The 17,271-nt window shown below is 71.5% G+C and carries 17 protein-coding genes; 7 read left to right on the plus strand and 10 right to left on the minus strand.

The window, feature by feature from the left end:
* The first annotated feature begins 27 nt into the window (after positions 1 to 27).
* On the plus strand, positions 28 to 897 hold the full coding sequence (locus ACFWPA_RS12610) for a biotin-dependent carboxyltransferase family protein (protein ID WP_378507437.1): 870 nt from the start codon (positions 28 to 30) through the stop codon (positions 895 to 897).
* 43 nt (positions 898 to 940) lie between these two features.
* On the opposite strand, the gene rlmB is transcribed toward ACFWPA_RS12610, so the two are convergent.
* The 5 genes from rlmB to carD are packed head-to-tail and all read right to left on the minus strand — an operon-like array spanning position 941 to position 5,066.
* Positions 941 to 1,921, minus strand: a complete 981-nt coding sequence (rlmB, locus tag ACFWPA_RS12615) for a 23S rRNA (guanosine(2251)-2'-O)-methyltransferase RlmB (protein ID WP_378507438.1) — start codon at positions 1,919 to 1,921, stop codon at positions 941 to 943.
* A 2-nt stretch (positions 1,922 to 1,923) separates the two neighbouring features.
* Complete coding sequence (gene cysS / locus ACFWPA_RS12620) at positions 1,924 to 3,330, minus strand: cysteine--tRNA ligase (RefSeq protein WP_378570377.1); 1,407 nt, start codon at positions 3,328 to 3,330, stop codon at positions 1,924 to 1,926.
* 11 nt (positions 3,331 to 3,341) lie between these two features.
* On the minus strand, positions 3,342 to 3,818 hold the full coding sequence (gene ispF, locus ACFWPA_RS12625) for a 2-C-methyl-D-erythritol 2,4-cyclodiphosphate synthase (RefSeq protein ID WP_378507440.1): 477 nt from the start codon (positions 3,816 to 3,818) through the stop codon (positions 3,342 to 3,344).
* Between the two features lie 12 nt (positions 3,819 to 3,830).
* Entirely contained in the window at positions 3,831 to 4,538 is a 708-nt protein-coding gene (ispD, locus tag ACFWPA_RS12630) for a 2-C-methyl-D-erythritol 4-phosphate cytidylyltransferase (RefSeq protein ID WP_378507441.1), read from the minus strand.
* A gap of 39 nt (positions 4,539 to 4,577) precedes the next feature.
* Positions 4,578 to 5,066: an RNA polymerase-binding transcription factor CarD gene (gene carD, locus ACFWPA_RS12635; RefSeq protein ID WP_378507442.1), complete on the minus strand. Its 489-nt coding sequence runs from the start codon at positions 5,064 to 5,066 to the stop codon at positions 4,578 to 4,580.
* Between the two features lie 278 nt (positions 5,067 to 5,344).
* Between carD and ACFWPA_RS12640 the strand changes: the two genes are divergently transcribed.
* The 3 genes from ACFWPA_RS12640 to radA all read left to right on the plus strand — a co-directional run bounded on the left by ACFWPA_RS12640 (position 5,345) and on the right by radA (position 8,075).
* Entirely contained in the window at positions 5,345 to 5,968 is a 624-nt protein-coding gene (locus ACFWPA_RS12640) for a hypothetical protein (RefSeq protein WP_378570379.1), read from the plus strand.
* Positions 5,969 to 6,083: 115 nt separating this feature from the next.
* A complete protein-coding gene (locus tag ACFWPA_RS12645; protein ID WP_378570381.1) occupies positions 6,084 to 6,611 on the plus strand; it encodes a gamma carbonic anhydrase family protein in 528 nt (175 codons plus the stop codon).
* Positions 6,612 to 6,674: 63 nt separating this feature from the next.
* Entirely contained in the window at positions 6,675 to 8,075 is a 1,401-nt protein-coding gene (radA, locus tag ACFWPA_RS12650) for a DNA repair protein RadA (RefSeq protein ID WP_378507445.1), read from the plus strand.
* A gap of 10 nt (positions 8,076 to 8,085) precedes the next feature.
* Here radA and ACFWPA_RS12655 read toward each other — a convergent pair whose 3' ends face one another.
* On the minus strand, positions 8,086 to 8,646 hold the full coding sequence (locus ACFWPA_RS12655; RefSeq protein WP_378507446.1) for a PaaI family thioesterase: 561 nt from the start codon (positions 8,644 to 8,646) through the stop codon (positions 8,086 to 8,088).
* A 96-nt stretch (positions 8,647 to 8,742) separates the two neighbouring features.
* Here ACFWPA_RS12655 and disA point away from each other — a divergent pair, with 96 nt between their 5' ends.
* Positions 8,743 to 9,822 (plus strand): DNA integrity scanning diadenylate cyclase DisA, encoded by a 1,080-nt coding sequence (disA, locus tag ACFWPA_RS12660; protein WP_378507447.1) that lies wholly within the window; start codon positions 8,743 to 8,745, stop codon positions 9,820 to 9,822.
* Positions 9,823 to 9,899: 77 nt separating this feature from the next.
* On the opposite strand, the gene ACFWPA_RS12665 is transcribed toward disA, so the two are convergent.
* Entirely contained in the window at positions 9,900 to 10,586 is a 687-nt protein-coding gene (locus ACFWPA_RS12665) for a hypothetical protein (RefSeq protein ID WP_378507448.1), read from the minus strand.
* A gap of 68 nt (positions 10,587 to 10,654) precedes the next feature.
* Entirely contained in the window at positions 10,655 to 11,296 is a 642-nt protein-coding gene (locus tag ACFWPA_RS12670) for a carbonic anhydrase (RefSeq protein WP_378507449.1), read from the minus strand.
* Between the two features lie 79 nt (positions 11,297 to 11,375).
* Between ACFWPA_RS12670 and ACFWPA_RS12675 the strand changes: the two genes are divergently transcribed.
* Positions 11,376 to 12,257, plus strand: a complete 882-nt coding sequence (locus ACFWPA_RS12675) for an A/G-specific adenine glycosylase (RefSeq protein WP_378507450.1) — start codon at positions 11,376 to 11,378, stop codon at positions 12,255 to 12,257.
* Between the two features lie 33 nt (positions 12,258 to 12,290).
* Here the strand turns inward: ACFWPA_RS12675 and ACFWPA_RS12680 are convergent, their stop codons facing one another.
* Positions 12,291 to 13,175 carry an NAD(P)-dependent oxidoreductase gene (locus ACFWPA_RS12680; RefSeq protein ID WP_378507451.1) on the minus strand — a complete coding sequence of 295 codons (885 nt, stop codon included), beginning with the start codon at positions 13,173 to 13,175 and terminating at the stop codon, positions 12,291 to 12,293.
* A 131-nt stretch (positions 13,176 to 13,306) separates the two neighbouring features.
* Here ACFWPA_RS12680 and ACFWPA_RS12685 point away from each other — a divergent pair, with 131 nt between their 5' ends.
* The gene (locus ACFWPA_RS12685; protein ID WP_378570384.1) at positions 13,307 to 16,525 is read left to right on the plus strand and encodes a BTAD domain-containing putative transcriptional regulator; all 3,219 of its coding nucleotides are present in this window, start codon (positions 13,307 to 13,309) and stop codon (positions 16,523 to 16,525) included.
* Here the strand turns inward: ACFWPA_RS12685 and ACFWPA_RS12690 are convergent.
* Positions 16,507 to 17,271: an alpha/beta fold hydrolase gene (locus ACFWPA_RS12690; RefSeq protein ID WP_378507453.1), complete on the minus strand. Its 765-nt coding sequence runs from the start codon at positions 17,269 to 17,271 to the stop codon at positions 16,507 to 16,509. The two genes, ACFWPA_RS12685 and ACFWPA_RS12690, sit on opposite strands and share 19 nt — an antisense overlap.

Consider the following 17,271-nt stretch of genomic DNA (forward strand, 5'->3'; position numbering starts at 1 on the left):
CGCCAGGGATGCGCGACAATCAGTTTCGTGGGATGGCTTCTCGTTGAGCGGGTCGGCGCATCGGTCACCGTGCAGGACCGGGGTCGACCCGGCTACGCACACCTCGGGGTCGGGCGGTCGGGCGCCGCCGACCTCACCTCCCACGACACCGCAAACCGACTGGTGGGCAACGCACCCCACGCGGCGACCCTTGAGGTGCTGCTCGGCGGACTGCGAGTGCGCGCCGCCGCGCCGGCCACCGTCGCGGTCACCGGGGCTCGGGTTCCGCTGTCCGTCAACGGGGTTCCGCACCCCGACTACACCGTCGTGCACCTGGCCCCCGGCGACGTACTCGCCCTCGGCCGGGTGACCGGCGGCCTGCGCAGCTACCTGGCAGTGCGCGGCGGCGTGGACGCGCCCGTCACCCTCGGCAGCCGGGCAACCGATACCCTCGCCGGCCTCGGTCCCGATCCCGTTCGGGCCGGCGATCGGCTGCCGATCGGACCGTCCCCCCGGGAGTGGCCCGCATCGGATCTCGTCCCGCCGCCACCCACCCCGCCACGACCGGCCGTGCTTCGGGTGCGGATCGGTCCTCGCGCGGACATGTTCGATCCCGGCGCGCTGCGCGTCCTGACCGAGCAGGCGTGGACGGTGACCACCGAGACCAACCGTGTTGGCGCCCGGCTCGCCGGACCCACGCCCCTCGTCCGAGCGGTGACCGCCGAACTGCCCAGTGAGGGCATGGTTCCGGGGGCACTGCAGGTTCCCGGCAGCGGGCTACCCGTCCTCTTTCTCGCCGACCACCCGGTGACCGGCGGATACCCGGTGATCGCGGTCGTGGCCGACGCGGATCTGGGCGCGGCCGCACAACTGGTGCCCGGGGACGTGGTCCGCTTCTCCGCAGATCAGCGACTGTGAGCGATTTTTACCCCAGTTGGGGTAAAAATCGCGCACGGGCGCGTCAGCGCCTCTGGCGGGCGATGTCGGCGAGGACGACGCCCGCGGCGACGGACGCGTTGAGCGACTCGACGGGGCCCGCCATCGGGATGGACAGGATGCTGTCGCAGGTTTCGCGGACCAGACGAGAGAGGCCCTTGCCCTCGGAGCCGACGACGACCACGACCGGGCCGGTGCCGTCGTACTCGTCGAGGGTGGTGTCGCCGCCCGCGTCGAGGCCGACGACCTGCACGCCCTTCGCGGCCCAGTCCTTGAGGGTGCGGGTGAGGTTGGTGGCCTGCGCGATCGGGAGCCGGGCCGCGGCGCCCGCGCTGGTGCGCCAGGCAACGGCCGTGACCGATGCGCTGCGCCGCTGGGGGATCACCACGCCGTGACCGCCGAACGCAGCCACCGAACGGACCACGGCGCCGAGGTTGCGGGGGTCGGTGATGTTGTCGAGCGCCACCAGCAGCGCGGGCTCCTGTTGGGCGCGGGCATTGGCGAGAAGATCGTCCGGGTGCGCGTACCGGAACGGCGGCACCTGCAGCGCGACACCCTGGTGCAGGCCGTTGGCACTCATCCGGTCCAGATCGGTGCGCGGCACCTCGAGGATGGAGATGCCCTTGTCCGCGGCGATCTGGACGCTTTCGGACAACCGGTCGTCGCTCTCGGTGCCGACCGCGACGTACAGCGCGGTCGCGGGCACACCGGCCCGCAGGCATTCCAGGACGGGGTTGCGGCCGAGGACGTTCTCCGGGCCTGCGTCGCCCTTGCGCGGCGATCCGCCACGACCGCGGGGCGCGCTGCCGCCGGGACGTCCGGAGGCCGCGGCCTTCTCGGCCGCCCGGGCCCGCTTCGCGGCGGGGTGCTTGGTCCGCTCGACCGCAGGCGGGGTGGCCCCCCGGCCCTCGAGGCTGCGCCGCCCCTTGCCGCCGGAGCCGGTGACCTGCCCCTTCTTGGTGCCGCTCTTGCGGACCGCGCCGCGCCTGCTCGAATTGCCTGCCATCACTACCCTGCTTCGTTGCGGTTCTTCTCGAGGGACCACTCTGGCCCGTTTGCCGTATCGGTGACCGCGATGCCCGCGGCGGCGAGCCGGTCCCGGATCGCGTCGGCCGCCGCCCAGTCCCTGTCCGCCTTGGCCTGCTGGCGGGCGTCGAGGGTGGCGCGGACCAGCACGTCCAGTGCGTCGAGGGCGGCGGTGGCGTCGCCGGATTCGCGTGCCCAGTGCGGGTCGAGCGGATCGACACCAAGGATGCCCATCATCGCCCGCACCTGCCCGGCGATCACGACTGCCGTGTCGAGGTCGCCCGCGGTCAGCGCCCGGTTGCCCTCCCGCTGGCGGCCGTGGATTTCGGCGAGCGCCTTCGGCACCCCGAGGTCGTCGTCGAGCGCGGCAGCGAACGCCTCGGTCCAGGTGCCGACCGGTACGTCGCCCGCACGCTCGGCGGTCTTGAGCACGAACGCCTCGATACCGCGGTAGGTCTCGGCGGCGACATCGAGCGCGTGATCGGAGTACTCCAGCATCGACCGGTAGTGCGCGCCGCCGAGATAGAACCGAAGCTCCTGGGGCCGCACCCTTTTCAGAACGTTGGGGACGGACAGCACGTTGCCGAGGGACTTGGACATCTTCTCGCCGCCCATGGTGACCCAACCGTTGTGCAGCCAGTACCTGGCGAACCCGTCGCCGGCGGCGCGCGATTGGGCGAGCTCGTTCTCGTGGTGCGGGAACACCAGGTCCAGTCCCCCGCAGTGGATGTCGAACTCGGCTCCCAGGTAGGCGCCCGCCATCGCGGAGCACTCGAGATGCCAGCCGGGTCGCCCGCGTCCCCACGGCGTCGGCCAGGACGGCTCACCCGGCTTCTCCGCCTTCCACAGCGTGAAGTCCCGCGGGTCGCGCTTGCCCTCGGCTGCGCTTTCACCCTGGTGCACGTCGTCGAGCTTGTGCCCGGACAGCGCCCCGTATGCCTTCCAGCTGAGCACGTCGAAGTACACGTCGCCCGCGGACGGGTAGGCGTGCCCGGCGTCGATGAGACGCTGCATCAGCTCGACCATCTGGGTGATGTGTCCGGTGGCCCGCGGCTCGACCGACGGCGGCAGCACCCCGAGCTGGTCGTACGCCCAGGTAAACGACCGCTCGTAGGTCGCGGCCCACTCCCACCACGGCCGGCCCGCGTCGGCGGCCTTGTTCAGGATCTTGTCGTCGATGTCCGTGACATTGCGGACGAACGCGACGTCGTTGCCGTGCGCGGTCAGCCAGCGGCGGAGCACGTCGAACGCCACCCCGCTGCGCACGTGACCGATGTGCGGCTCGCCCTGCACGGTGGCCCCACACAGGTAGATCGACGCGTAGCCGGGGACCAGCGGGACGAACTCACGCAGGGCCCGCGTTTCGGTGTCGAACAGTCGCAGGGTCACGACGTGCGATCCTACCGGTCCGCCGCTGCGGTGATGACCAGCGCGGTCGCGACCGCGGCGATGCCCTCACCGCGTCCGGTCAGCCCAAGGCCGTCGGTGGTCGTCGCGGACACCGAGACGGGCGCCCCGAGAACCGCCGAGAGGGTGTCCTGCGCCTCGGCCCGCCGGGGCCCGACCTTCGGCCGGTTGCCGATCACCTGGACCGCGGCGTTGCCGACCTCGAAGCCGTGTTCACGGAGCAGCCTGCGGACCTCGATGAGCAGGGTCGCCCCGCTCGCACCGTCCCACTCGGGGCGGCCGGTGCCGAACACCGAACCCAGGTCGCCGAGGCCCGCCGCGGACAGCAGCGCGTCGCACAGCGCGTGCGCGGCGACGTCACCGTCGGAATGGCCCGCACATCCGTCCTCGCCCTCGAACAGGATGCCCGCGATCCAGCATGGCCGTCCCGTCTCGATCGGATGCACATCCGTTCCGATGCCCACTCGCACTGCCGCGCACTCCTATTCGTTGGTGTCGGGGTCCGTCAACGCCCGCGCCAGCGCGAGGTCGAGCGGTGTGGTGATCTTGAAGGCGAGGGGTTCGCCGGCGATGGTGCGGACCCGCGCACCGATTCGTTCGACCAGTCCGGCGTCGTCGGTGGCGATCGTGTCGGCGGCCAGGTATGCCCGCCGGAGCAGTTCCGCGGCGAAGCCCTGCGGGGTCTGCACGGCCCGCAGCTGCGACCGATCCGGGGTCCCGGTGACCACGCCGAGCAGGTCCACCGTCTTGATGGTGTCGGCGACCGGGAGGGCGGGCACCACCGCGTCGCGGCCCGCCCGCAACTCGGCGACCACCCTGGCGATCAGGGTGGGCGGGGTGAGCGCGCGGGCGGCGTCGTGCACGAGCAGCAGGTCCGCGTCCCCCGCCGCGGCGATGCCCGCCCGCACCGAGTCGGTCCGTTCCGCTCCGCCGCCGACGACGTCGACGCCAGCGGGCAGCTCACCGCGGATCCGGTCGACATCGTCGGGCGGCACGATCACCACGACGCGGTCGACGGCGCCGGAGTCAAGGAGTCCGCCGACGGCACACTGCAGCAGCGTCCGGCCGCGCAGCGTCACGAACGCCTTCGGTATCCCCGCCCCGAGCCGGGTGCCCTGCCCCGCCGCGGGCACCAATGCGACGACCCGGCCTCCGCTGGGTGCGTCGGCCGGGCCTGTCACGGTGTTCATCTGTGGTGCATTCGTGTCTGCGTCGTCCTGCGTCGGGCGTCAGGACGCAGCCGCGAGGACCTCATCGAGAATGGTTTCGGCCTTGGCGTCGTCGGTGCCCTCGGCGAGCGCGAGCTCACCGACGAGGATCTGGCGAGCCTTGGCGAGCATCCGCTTCTCCCCCGCGGACAGGCCGCGGTCCTGCTCGCGACGCCACAGGTCACGAACGACCTCCGCCACCTTGTTCACATCGCCGGAGGCCAGCTTCTCCAGGTTGGCCTTGTACCGCCGCGACCAGTTGGTCGGCTCCTCGGTGTGCGGCGCGCGCAGCACCTGGAAGACCTTGTCCAGACCCTCCTGGCCCACCACGTCACGAACGCCGACGTACTCGGCGTTCTCTGCGGGGACCCGGACGGTGAGGTCGCCCTGCGCGACCTTCAGTACGAGATATTCCTTTGCTTCACCCTTGATGGTGCGAGTTTCGATTGCCTCGATCAGCGCCGCTCCGTGGTGGGGGTATACGACGGTGTCTCCGACCTTAAAAATCATCTGTCCCGTGCCCCTTTCGATCTGCCCAGTTTATCACGGGTTCTCGCGATACCGGTTCCAACGTCCCTGGTCAGACGCACAGTGGGCTGATCAGAGGGGTTGACACGAGGTCACGAACATGCATCGACGGGGCCCGATCGGGGGCCCGTCCCCCCGGGATTCACGCACCCCGCGAACGGTGCGCAACCCGGGAAGATCGACCCGGGGACGCGCGATGTCCGCGTGACTACTACTCTGCCTAGTTGAGTTACACGACCCGACGCCGTGGAGGACACCCCGTGACAGCACTGAACGCGTCGACTCGCCGAGTCGCCACCGCCGTTGCCCTGGCCGCAGCCGCGGCCATCTCGCTGTCCGCCTGCAGCGCGGGCCAGATCTCCCAGACCGCGACGCAGGTCGCCGCGGTCAACGGCAACTACGCCAACCAGGGCGACATCTCGCTGCGCAATGTGCACATCGTGTACCCCGACTCGGCGTCCGAGCACAGCCTGGAAGCGGGCGGCACCGTCGCCCTCGCCTTCACCGCGGTGAACGAGAGCGAGTTCCAGCCGGAGCGGCTCACCAAGATCACCACCGACAAGGCGGCCTCCGTCACCATCGCGGGCGAGGTCGGCGGCCGGGTGATCAAGCCGCAGACCGCGCTGAGCGCCGGCACCCCCGACGCAACCGTGACCGACGACGGCGAGCAGATCGAGACCGACATCATTCTGGTCACCCTGAACGACGTCGCCGAGACCGTCCGGCCCGGCCTGACCGTTCCGGTCACGTTCACGTTCGAGCGCTCCGGGGAGATCACCGTCGACGCGCCCGTCGACGCCGGCCCGATCCTCGACCGCCACGAGTCCGACGTCTCCGGCAACGCGGGCACCGGCACGCTGGCCGAACTCGTCGGCGGCCACTGATCCGAACCGCCGCCGTGGCCCCCGACCTGTACCAGGTCGGGGGCCACGGTCGTTCCGGGGGCAGCGCGAAATAGAGTGCAGCACAGTCTGCTCGACCGACGATCAGGAGAAGCGCATGACCGGTCCGCACGTGGTGTCCTTCGACGACGCGGCGCCAACCGTCGCCGAATCGGCATGGCTGGCGCCGACCGCCACCGTCATCGGTGACGTGACCCTCGGCGAGCAGGCCAGCATCTGGTATGGCGCGGTCGCGCGCGGCGACGCCGAATCGATCACGGTCGGCACCGGAAGCAACATCCAGGACAACGTCACGCTGCACGCCGATCCCGGGCTGCCGCTCACGGTCGGCGCGAACGTCAGCGTCGGGCACAACGCGGTCCTGCACGGCTGCACCATCGGCGACGCCACGCTGATTGGGATGGGCGCCGTCGTCCTCAACGGTGCCCGCCTCGGCGCGCACTGCCTCGTCGCGGCGGGCGCGGTGGTCCTCGAGGGCACCGAGATCCCGGACCGGTCGCTGGTCGCCGGGGTGCCCGCGAAGGTGCGGCGCCAACTCACCGACGAGGAGGTCGCGCACATCGGGCACAACGCGGAGGGATACCGGGCCCTCGCCGCGAAGCACCGGTCCGCGACGGTCTCCTGACCGAACCCGCCCGCGGACCCACCGTCAGGCTAAATGTCGGTGCCGGGTCCTAGGCTCACCGGCGTGGCCAAACCGAAGACCAGCTACCGCTGCACCGCCTGCCAGTACGCCGTCGCGAAGTGGGTCGGCCGCTGCCCGGAATGCGGCGAGTGGGGGTCCGTCGAGGAGGCCGCGCCCGTCCTCACCGCCGTCGCCAATCGACCCGGTGCCAGCGCCGCCCGTGCGGGCACCGGGCTGACGCCCACCTCGCCCGCGACCCCCCTGACTCAGGTCAGTGCCACCGTCAGCCGGGCCAAACCGACCGGCGTGCCCGAACTCGACCGGGTGCTGGGCGGCGGGATCGTGCCGGGGTCGGTGGTGCTGCTCGCCGGCGAGCCCGGTGTCGGGAAGTCGACGCTGCTGCTGGAGGTGGTGCACCGTTGGGCGCGCCGCGGCCCCGACGACCGGTCCCTCTACGTGACGGGCGAGGAATCGGCAGGCCAGGTGCGTCTGCGCGCCGACCGCACCGGCGCGGTCCACGACCGGGTGTACCTGGCGGCCGAATCGGATCTCGCGACCGTGTTCGGGCACGTCGAGCAGGTGAAGCCGACCCTGCTGATCGTCGACTCGGTGCAGACGATGCTTGCCGCCGACGTCGACGGCGTCACCGGCGGGGTGACGCAGGTCCGCGCGATCACCGCGGCCCTGACCACCCTCGCCAAGACCAGCGGCATCCCGGTGCTGCTCATCGGGCACGTCACCAAGGACGGCGCCGTCGCGGGCCCCCGCGCCCTCGAACACCTGGTGGACGTGGTGCTGCACTTCGAGGGCGACAAGCATTCGACGCTGCGAATGCTCCGCGGGGTCAAGAACCGGTTCGGGTCCGCCGACGAGGTCGGCTGCTTCGAACTGCACGAGGACGGCATCGAATGCGTCACCGACCCGTCCGGGCTGTTCCTCCACCACCGCGACGACACCGCCCCCGGCACCGCGGTGACCGTCGCGATGGACGGCAAACGCGCCCTCCTCGGGGAGGTGCAGGGGCTGGTCGTCCCGACGCAGAACCCGTCACCGCGCCGCGCGGTGAGCGGCATGGACGCCGCCCGGGTCGCGATGGTCCTCGCGGTCCTCGCCAAGCACGCGAGCATCCGCACCCACGACAAGGAGGTGTACGCCGCCACCGTCGGCGGGATGCGGTTGACCGAACCGTCCGCCGACCTGGCGTTGGCGCTGGCCATCGTGTCCGCCGACCGTGACAAGCCGCTGCCGTCCGGGCTCGTGGTGCTCGGCGAGGTCGGGCTGGCAGGCGAGGTCCGCCGGGTCACCGCCGTCGGACGCAGACTCGCCGAGGCCAAACGCCTCGGCTTCACCCATGCCGTGGTGCCGCGCGACTCCGGCCCGCATCCGAAGGGCATGCGGGTCGACGAGGTCGCGACCATCAGGGAGGCGCTGCGCGCGGTGCCGCGCCGGATGGAGGTGGTCTAGGAGGCAGGCCCTACAGCGTCGAATTGCCGAAGCTCGGTGCGGTGGGCTCCCCGTCGACGAACTCGGCCATCGGCGTGAAGTGCTCGGGCTTGATGGTGAGGAACAGGCCCCGCGACGTCGCGGCCACCTCGTCGCTCGCCGCGGGCCCCTCCACGATCCGGACCTCGGAACTGGTGTACGCCTTCCGCCGGACGAGACCGTCGATCCGGGCTCGGAACTCGAGCACCGACCCGAGCGGGATCGGGCGGGCGAAGTCGATCTGCAGGTGCCCGGTCACCACCGGCACGCCGAGCACCATGCACGCCATGCCCTGCGTCTCGTCGAACGCGGTCGTCAGGATCCCGCCGTGGATCACGCCGGGGCCGCCCTGGTAGCGGGACGCGACGGTCAGCCTGCCGACCACCTCGATGCCCTCGGTCGCGGTGAAGTGCATGACGAGTCCGGTGGGCTGGTCGTCACCGCACCCAAAGCACTTCGCCCAGTGCTGGGGCAGTGCTCCGCCGGGCTCCGGGAAGAAGTCCGGTCGGGTGGGAATCTCGAGATCATCAGGCAACGTCCAGGTACCGCTCATGTCTCGGTAATCTAGTCGCGACACAGTTGCGCGGGACGAGGGCCTCCCGCGCACCGGCACGCGCCACTCGGCGACGGCGAGGCAAGGGGGACGGCGATGGAGGTCACCGCGGCCACGCTTCGCGAGACGATCGCGAGGCTGGCGCCGGGGACGGAACTGCGGGACGGGCTCGAACGCATTCTGCGCGGACGCACCGGTGCGCTGATCGTGCTCGGCTACGACCCGCAGATCGAGGAACTCTGCGATGGCGGGTTCGAACTCGACGTGGAGTTCGCCCCGACCCGGCTGCGGGAACTGTCGAAGATGGACGGTGCCGTCGTGCTGTCCACCGATGGCACCCGGATCGTCCGCGCGAACGTGCAGCTCGTCCCGGACTACAAGATCCCCACCGTCGAGTCCGGCACCCGGCACCGGGCAGCGGAGCGGACCGCGATCCAGACCGGGTACCCGGTGGTGTCGGTGAGCCAGTCGATGAGCATCGTCTCGGTGTATGTCGGCGGCGTCCGGCACGTGCTGGAGGGGTCGCCGACGATCCTGTCCCGCGCGAACCAGGCGGTCGCCACCCTGGAGCGGTACAAGTCGCGCCTCACCGAGGTCACCAACGCCCTCTCGGTCGTCGAGATCGAGGACTTCGTCACCCTCCGCGACGCGCTGACCGTGTCACAGCGGCTGGAGATGGTGCGTCGGGTGTCGGTGGAAATCGAACGCGACGTGCTCGAACTCGGCACCGACGGCAGGCAACTTGCGCTGCAACTCGAGGAACTCGTCGGGGACAACGATGTGGCCAGGCAGCTGGTGGCGCGCGACTACCTGGCGGGCACCGGCCAACCATCCACCGAGGCGGTCGAGCGTGCCCTCGCCGCGCTGGACGAGCTCACCGACGCGGACCTGCTGGACCTGACCACCCTGGCACGGGCATTCGGATACCCGGCGACGATCGAGGCCCTCGACGCACCGATGAGCCCCCGCGGCTACCGGGTGCTGGCGCGGGTGCCGCGGCTGCAGTTCCACCAGGTGCACCGGCTGGTCGCGTCGTTCGGGACGCTGCAGGGCCTGCTGGCCGCGACGGCCGCCGACCTGCAGTCGGTCGACGGGATCGGCGGCCTGTGGGCCCGCCATATCAGGGAGGGCCTGTCCCGGCTCGCCGAAACCTCGATCGCGGGACCGTTCGACTGAACGCTTCCGTTCACTCGATTAGATCGACTGAACGGTTCCGTTCACTCGGCGGACGGGCGGGGCCGACGGGCGGGAGCTCAGCTCAGGTTGAACGGCTCCGGGGAGCTACGCAGGTTCCCCAGCTGGCCGACGACGGAGTACGCGCCGGCGCCGACCGGGGTCCGGGGCGCCGCGCACCCCGGCTCGGACGTCGAGCCGGACCACTTGACCGTGAACGCGGCCTGCTCGCCCGGCTTGAGGGTCCGCACGTCGGGGGTCGAGTTCGGGTAGCAGTCGTTGTTCGACCACAGTCGCTGCTGGCCGTCCAGGCTGTACACGAGGACCTGCTGCATGCCCGCGCCGAGATCCCGGTCGCACGACGCGTTGCCGATGTTGGTGACGACGATCCCGAACTCGGGTTCCTCCCCGGCCTGGTAGGTCGCCTTGTCCGCGCTGACCTTGATGGCGAGGGAGCTGTCGGCACACTGACCCGCCGGTGCAGCGGCAGCGGTGCCCGACGGGGCGTCGTCGCCCGATTCGGTCGTCGACTCGCCGCCGTCCGCGGCACCGGACTCGGTGGCGGACGTGGTGTCCGAGGCGGCGGTCGTCGACGTCAGGGACGAGCTCGCGGCCGCCGCCTCGGCGGTCGGATCGTCGTCGCCACCGCCGCGGAGGGCGGTGACGATCCAGATCAGCAGGACCAGCGCGACGACCGCTGCACCGATGGCAAGCCAGCGACGTCGCCAGTAGATCTCGGAGGGCAGCGGCCCGGACGGTTCCATCACGGCTACCACGGTAAGTGCCCGTGGTATTGGTACCAGCCACCAGGTCCGGCGTGTCGCACCGACCGGCGCTAGAGGGCGTCCTTCTCGTCGACGACCTCCCCGATCTCCCCGACCGAACCGCGCAGCTTGATGCCGCCGTCGGAGAGGGTGTACGTGACGCCGACGATCGCGCAGGTGCCGTTCTCGACCCTCTCCGCGATGATCCGAGACCGCTCCATCAGCAGATGACCGGTCTCGACGACATGCCTGCCTTCGAGCTCGTCGATGGTGGACAGCCCCTCGTTGCGCCCGACCAGGATCGACGGCGCGACCCGTTCGACGATGCTCCGGATGAATCCGCCGGGCACCTCGCCGTTGTCGAGGGCCTTGAGGGTGGCGGCGACCGCGCCGCAGCTGTCGTGGCCCAACACCACGATCAGCGGCACGTTGAGGATGTCGACGGCATACTCGATGGAACCGAGAACTGAGCTATCGATGACATGTCCGGCGGTGCGCACGACGAACATGTCGCCGAGTCCCTGGTCGAAGATGATCTCCGCGGCGACCCGCGAATCTCCGCATCCGAACAGCACTGCGGTCGGATGCTGCGAGTTCACGAGCTTCGCCCGGTCGGCGATGCCCTGACTGGGGTGCAGCGAGGTGTCGCTGACGAACCGCTCGTTACCCTGCTTGAGGGCCTTCCAGGCTGAAATGGGGTTCGAATTCGGCATGTCTGCCATTGTGCACCCGGCCCCGAATCGGACATGGCGGCGACCTGGTGAATCGACGAAGGACAGGTGTGACGTTCCGGTGAATTCCTCCGCGCTGATCGGCTGGTACGAGCGTGCGGCCCGTGACCTGCCCTGGCGGCGCGACGACGTGACCGCCTGGCACATCCTGATGAGCGAGATCATGCTGCAGCAGACGCCGGTGGCCCGGGTTGCCCCGATCTGGGAGCAGTGGGTGCAGCGCTGGCCGGTGCCGTCAGCGATGGCCGCGTCCAGCCAGGGCGAGGTGCTGCGCGCCTGGGGTCGGCTCGGTTATCCGCGCCGGGCGCTGCGGCTGCACGAGTGCGCGGGCGTCCTCGCCGCCGACCACGACGACGCGGTCCCGGCCGACGTGCAGGTGCTACTCACCCTGCCCGGCATCGGCGACTACACCGCCCGGGCCGTCGCCTGCTTCGCCTACGGTCAACGAGTTCCGGTGGTGGACACCAATGTTCGACGGGTCGTCGCCCGCGCGGTGCACGGGTCCGCCGAACCGGGGAATCCGTCCACCCGCAGGGACCTCGCCGACACCGAGGCGCTGCTACCCCGCACCCGCGCCCGCGCCGCGGTGTTCTCCGCCGCGTTGATGGAGCTCGGTGCGACGGTGTGCACCGCCCGCACCCCGGACTGCGACCGGTGTCCGCTGACGGACTGCGCCTGGGTGGCCGCGGGCCGCCCCGCGCACACCGGCCCGCCGCGGAAGGTGCAGCGGTTCGCGGGCACCGACCGGCAGGTGCGCGGCCTGCTGCTCGGCGTGCTGCGCGAGAGTCACGTCCCCGTCGAACGCGCCCGTCTGGATCTGGTGTGGCACGCCGACCCGACCCAGCGGGACCGCGCGCTGGGGTCGCTGTTGGTGGACGGGCTGATCGAACAGACCGAGGACGGGTTGTTCGCACTGGCAGGCGAGGGCGGCCCCGAGCACTGACGAGCCCGGGGGCCGGGCGGCGGTGCGCCTCGGTCAGCGGTCGCCCGGCTTGCGGATCACCTCGAACAGGCTGGTCCAGCTGTCCCGGCCGTGCCCCGCCGCAACGGCCCGCTCGTAGTGCTCCTGCACCGCGAGCGGCAGCGCGAGATCGATGCCAGCGGCGCGGCTGGCGCCGACGATGTGGTCGGCGGTCGCCGCCATCATGGCGACGTTGGCACCGTCGTCGCGATGGTCGCCGACGTCGAACCGGGTCGCGGACTCCGACAGCATCGACGCGGCCAACGCGAACGTCTCCGCGGAATAGGGCACGAGTTCGGTGGCGGTCACCCCGGCCGAGCCGACGAGCGCGGCGGCGTGCGCGAAGCTCGACAGCGCGGTCAGGAACACCTCCAGCTGCGCCTGGTACCAGAGCTGCGCGAGCGCCGGGTCCGCACCGCGATAATCGGGTCGGCCGATTGCGGCGAGGGTCTGCCGGTGCGCGTCCATGGTTGCCGCGGAGCCGCTGTAGAAGACGTAGGCGCCGTCTCCCCCGACCATCGGGGCGGGCACCATCACCCCGCCGACCAGGAGGTCGGCGCCCCGATCGGCGAGCCACCCGCTCGCGACCCGGGTCGCCTCGGGGGTGTCGGAGCTGAGGTTGACCACCACCCGCCCGGCCAGTGCGTCCCCGACCGTGTCGAGGATGTCGTACATCGCGCCGTAGTCGGTCAGGCTCAGGATCACCAGTTCACTCGCCCGCACGGCCTCGGTGGGTGTCGGGGCTCGACTCGCGCCCCTCGCGACCAGGTTGTCCGCGCGGCTCGCCGTCCGGTTCCACACGGTCACCGGGTGCCCCCTGTCGAGGTACGCGCCGGCCATGGCCTGCCCCATCGGCCCGAGTCCGATCACGGTGACCGGGACGTTCGCGCTGCTGCTCATTGTGTGCCCTTCCCTTTTCTCCTGCGGCGGTGTGCTGCTGACGGATCCGAGCCTGCACGGACCCCCTTGCGTATCGCTTGCGGTCCGCTGACGCCCCCTGCGATGTCGGTGATCTGCACTACCGTTGCGGCATGCGGTTCGGAGTCCTCGGCCCACTACGCGTCGAGGCCGCGCGCGGCGAGCCGATCGCGATCACCGAACCCAAGGTCCGCACGCTGCTCGCCGCGCTGCTGGTGCGGCCGGGCAGGCCGGTGTCCACGGATCGACTGATCGAGGCACTGTGGGGTGACGAGCCGCCGGCGAGCGCACCGAACACCCTGCAGGCCAAGGTTTCGCTGCTGCGCCGAGCGTTCGGGGAGGCCGAGCCGGGGGGACGGGAGTCGGTCGCGCTCGAGGCGTCGGGCTACCTGCTCAGGGTCGACGGCGATGCGGTGGACGCGGCCCAGTTCGACCGGTTGACGACGCTGGCACGGACCGCGCCGGATCCTCGGGAGCGCATCGCCCTGCTCGATCAGGCCCTCGGACTCTGGCGCGGTCCGGCGTTCGCCGACCACGCCGACCGTCCGTTCGCCCGGGGCGTCGCCGCCCGACTCGACGAGGCCCGGCTCACCGCGCTTGAGGATCGGGCCGAGGCCCGCCTCGAACTCGGCGAGCACGCGACGCTCGTCGCCGAACTGGCGGACCTGGTGGACCGCAACCCCCTCCGAAACCGGTTGCGCGGGGCCCACATGCGGGCGTTGTCTCGGGCCGGTCGGCAGCCGGAGGCGCTCGCGAGTTTCGCGCGGCTGCGTGCGCTCCTCGCGGAGGACCTCGGCCTGGATCCCGACCCGGAACTCGTTGCCCTGCACACCGCGATCCTGCGCGGCGACCCCAGCGTGCTGCGGGCCCACGCGAGCGGTCCCCCGCCGCGGGGCAACCTGCCGGTACCGGTCGCCGCCCTCGTCGGGCGGGCTCCGGCGGTGGCAGGCATTCGCGCCGCGCTCGACGACTCGCGATTGGTCACCCTCACCGGCCCCGGCGGCGTCGGCAAGACCCGCCTCGCCGTGGAAGTCGCTCGGCAGCTGAGGGATTCGAGCCCGGACGGCACCTGGCTAGTGGAGCTGGCAGCACTGACACCCGCACCGGAGTCGGGCACCTCGATCATCGCCGATGCGGCACTGGCGGCGCTCGGCATCCGCGAGCACCTCCCCACTCCGGACCTCCCCGCGCCCGACACCGGCACCGACCTCCAGCGCCTGACCGAGGTCCTCCGCACCCGGCGGGCGCTGCTGGTGATCGACAACTGCGAACACCTGGTTGCCGCCGTCGGCCTCGTCGCGGGCCACCTGCTCGCCGCCGCCCCCGGCCTGCGGATCCTCGCCACCAGCCAGGCCCCGCTGGCGATCGGCGGCGAAAGACTGTTCGCCGTGGAACCGTTGGGACTCCCCCGTGGCGACGAGCCGATTGCGGAGTCGGCCGCGGTGCAACTGTTCGTCTCCCGCGCCGCCGCGTCGGCACCCGGCTTCGCGCTGACACCGGACAATGCCGCGGCGGTGGCCGCGATCTGCGCGCGACTCGACGGGATCCCCCTCGCGCTGGAACTGGCCGCACCTCGCGTCCGGGTGCTCGGCGTGGCCCGCCTGCTCGAGCGGCTCGAGGACCGTTTCGGGCTGCTGACCTCCGGCTACCGGGATGCGCCCCCGCGGCAACAGACCCTGCGCGCGATGATCGACTGGAGCAGTTCCCTGCTCACCGCCGCCGAGCGCACCCTGTTCCATCGGCTTGCCGTCTTCGCGGACGGCTGCACGCTCGAATCCGCCGAGGTGGTGTGCTCGGATGCGGGCATCGACGCGTCCGATGTGCTCGACCTGATCTCCGGTCTGGTCGACCGTTCGCTGGTGTCCGTTGCCGAGACACCGGACGGACCGAGATACCGACTCCTGGAGTCGATCCGCGTCTACGCCGCCGACCGGCTGGCCGAATCCGGGGAACGCGACGCGACGCTCGGGCGGCACTGCCTGCATTTCACGGAACTGGCCGAGACCGCCCGGCCACACCTGCATCGAGAGTCGCAGCCGGCCTGGCTGGCCCGGCTGGACGCGGAAGGCGCGAATCTGCGCGGCGCTGTGACCGTCGGCTGCGCCGACCACCCGGATCTCGGGCTGCGGCTGGCCGACGCGCTGACCTGGTATTGGGTGCTGCGTGGCAGGTTCACCGAGGCCGACCGCTGGCTCGGCGAGGCGCTGCGGAACGCCGGTGACCCGGAGAATCCGATCGCCATCCGAGCCGCCCACTGGCACAGCGGAATTCGAATTCTTGGTGACACACCAGACGGGTCCGGCGACCGCGGCACCGAGCCAACACTGCCACCGGCAGGCGGCGAGTTCCCCGGCCGGGGCCGCGCCACCTGGTTCCTCGCGTACGCGAGATACGGGGCCGTCGACGTGGTGGGCGGGCGTGCATGGGCGGACCTGGCGCTGGCCCGGCTGAGCGCGGAGGACGACCCGTGGGCGACGGGCGCGGCCCTGTGCACGCGGGCCCAGTGCCACACCGGACCGGACGCACTGGCCGCGACCGCCCGCGACGGCGAGCGGGCCATGTCGATCTTCCGGGAGCTCGGCGACCGTTGGGGTCAGGCCCAGGCTGCCTACCCGCTCGCCACTGTCGCGGAAGTCACCGGCGACTACGCCCGCGCGCGGGGCCTGCACGCCGACGGTCTCCGGGTGGCTCGGGAGCTCGGCCTGTGGCGCGAGGTGACCGATCGACTGTGCGGCCTGGCCCGAATCTCGCTCCTGACCGGTGATCTCGCCGCGTCCCGCGAACTGCACGAGCGGTCACGGCGCCTTGCACGGGAACACGGGTACCGGAACGGGGAGGTGTCCGCCGAGATCGGGCTCGGACTGACGGACCGCCGAGCCGGACGCCTCGAGGAGGCGGAACCCCGACTCCGGTCGATGCTCGACTGGGGCAGGCGCAGCGACTTCGGTCCGATCACCACGCTCATGCTTGCCGAACTCGGCTTCCTCGCCGAGCTGCGCGGCGACGCCGACCACGCACGCGCACTGCACGAGGAGGGGCACGCCGCTGCGCTGCGCCTCGGCGACCCCCGGGCTGCGGCCCTGGCAATGGAGGGCCTTGCCGGGGCCGAGGTGCTGGCGGGGTGGCCTGCGGCGGCCGCCCGACTGCTCGGCGCCGCGGCGGCCGCTCGCGACTCGGTCGGTGCACCGCTGCCCGGGGGCGAGCGTGGCGACGTCGACCGGATCACGGCCGCGGCGACGAGCGCGCTTGGCGCGGCAGGCTTCGAGCGCGCCTTCGCCGCGGGTGCCACCCGGGCGACCCTGGCGGGTGACGGTCACCGAGCGGGGACGTGACCAGGCAACCCGTCCAGAAACGCTTCCACCGCAGCGCGAAACTCGGCAGGCCGGTCGTCGTGCACCAGATGCCCGGCGCCCGCGACCAGTTCGTATCGCGTCGTCGATCCCCGTTCCGTCTCGGCCATCGCGCGCATCTGACCGGGCGGGGTGATGGTGTACTCCCCCTCCAGGAGCAGTGCGGGCGCCCGCACCGCCGACCACGGCGCCCAGAAGTCGCGGGTACCCCACTCCTCCGAGATGTCGCGCCACACCGGCACCTCACCGTGCAGGTGAAATCCGTCCTCCCGGCGCTCGAACGAATCCATGAAGTACTGCGCGGCAACGGGTCCGAAGAAGTCGACCATGTGCTGCTCGTCGCGGAACGGCGTCGGCCAGGCACCGATCATTGCCGCCCAGTCCGCTGCGGTACGGCCACGGAAGTCCGGCGCCATGTCCTCGACAACCAGGGCGCGCACCCGGTCGGGGTTGGCGGCGGCGAAGCACCAGCCGTGCAGCCCGCCCATCGAGTGGCCGATCACGGTGATCTGCTCCTCGAGCGGCGCGAGCGCGGCGGTGAGGTCGTCGACGAACGCCTCGGTGGTCAACCGTGGGGGTGCCGGTCGGCCGTGGCCCGCCGCGTCGAAGGTGTACACGTGCCCGTGCTCGCGCAGCCACGGCACGTGTCGGCGCCAGGTGCGGGCACTGCCCATCAGCCCGTGGAGCAACAGAATCGGTCGGCCCGTCCCACCCTCGTCATGCAGCAC

The sequence above is a fragment of the Rhodococcus sp. NPDC058505 genome, from assembly GCF_042720095.1.
Taxonomy (GTDB): Bacteria; Actinomycetota; Actinomycetes; order Mycobacteriales; family Mycobacteriaceae; genus Rhodococcus_G.

Excerpts from the sequence above, each read along its gene's own strand:
- ACFWPA_RS12680 (WP_378507451.1), bottom strand. The coding sequence starts at position 13,175 with ATGAGCAGCAGCGCGAACGTCCCGGTCACCGTGATCGGACTCGGGCCG.
- ACFWPA_RS12645 (WP_378570381.1), top strand. The coding sequence starts at position 6,084 with ATGACCGGTCCGCACGTGGTGTCCTTCGACGACGCGGCGCCAACCGTC.
- ispD (WP_378507441.1), bottom strand. The coding sequence starts at position 4,538 with ATGAACACCGTGACAGGCCCGGCCGACGCACCCAGCGGAGGCCGGGTC.
- ACFWPA_RS12655 (WP_378507446.1), bottom strand. The coding sequence starts at position 8,646 with ATGAGCGGTACCTGGACGTTGCCTGATGATCTCGAGATTCCCACCCGA.
- carD (WP_378507442.1), bottom strand. The coding sequence starts at position 5,066 with ATGATTTTTAAGGTCGGAGACACCGTCGTATACCCCCACCACGGAGCG.
- rlmB (WP_378507438.1), bottom strand. The coding sequence starts at position 1,921 with ATGGCAGGCAATTCGAGCAGGCGCGGCGCGGTCCGCAAGAGCGGCACC.
- disA (WP_378507447.1), top strand. The coding sequence starts at position 8,743 with ATGGAGGTCACCGCGGCCACGCTTCGCGAGACGATCGCGAGGCTGGCG.
- ACFWPA_RS12670 (WP_378507449.1), bottom strand. The coding sequence starts at position 11,296 with ATGCCGAATTCGAACCCCATTTCAGCCTGGAAGGCCCTCAAGCAGGGT.
- ACFWPA_RS12685 (WP_378570384.1), top strand. The coding sequence starts at position 13,307 with ATGCGGTTCGGAGTCCTCGGCCCACTACGCGTCGAGGCCGCGCGCGGC.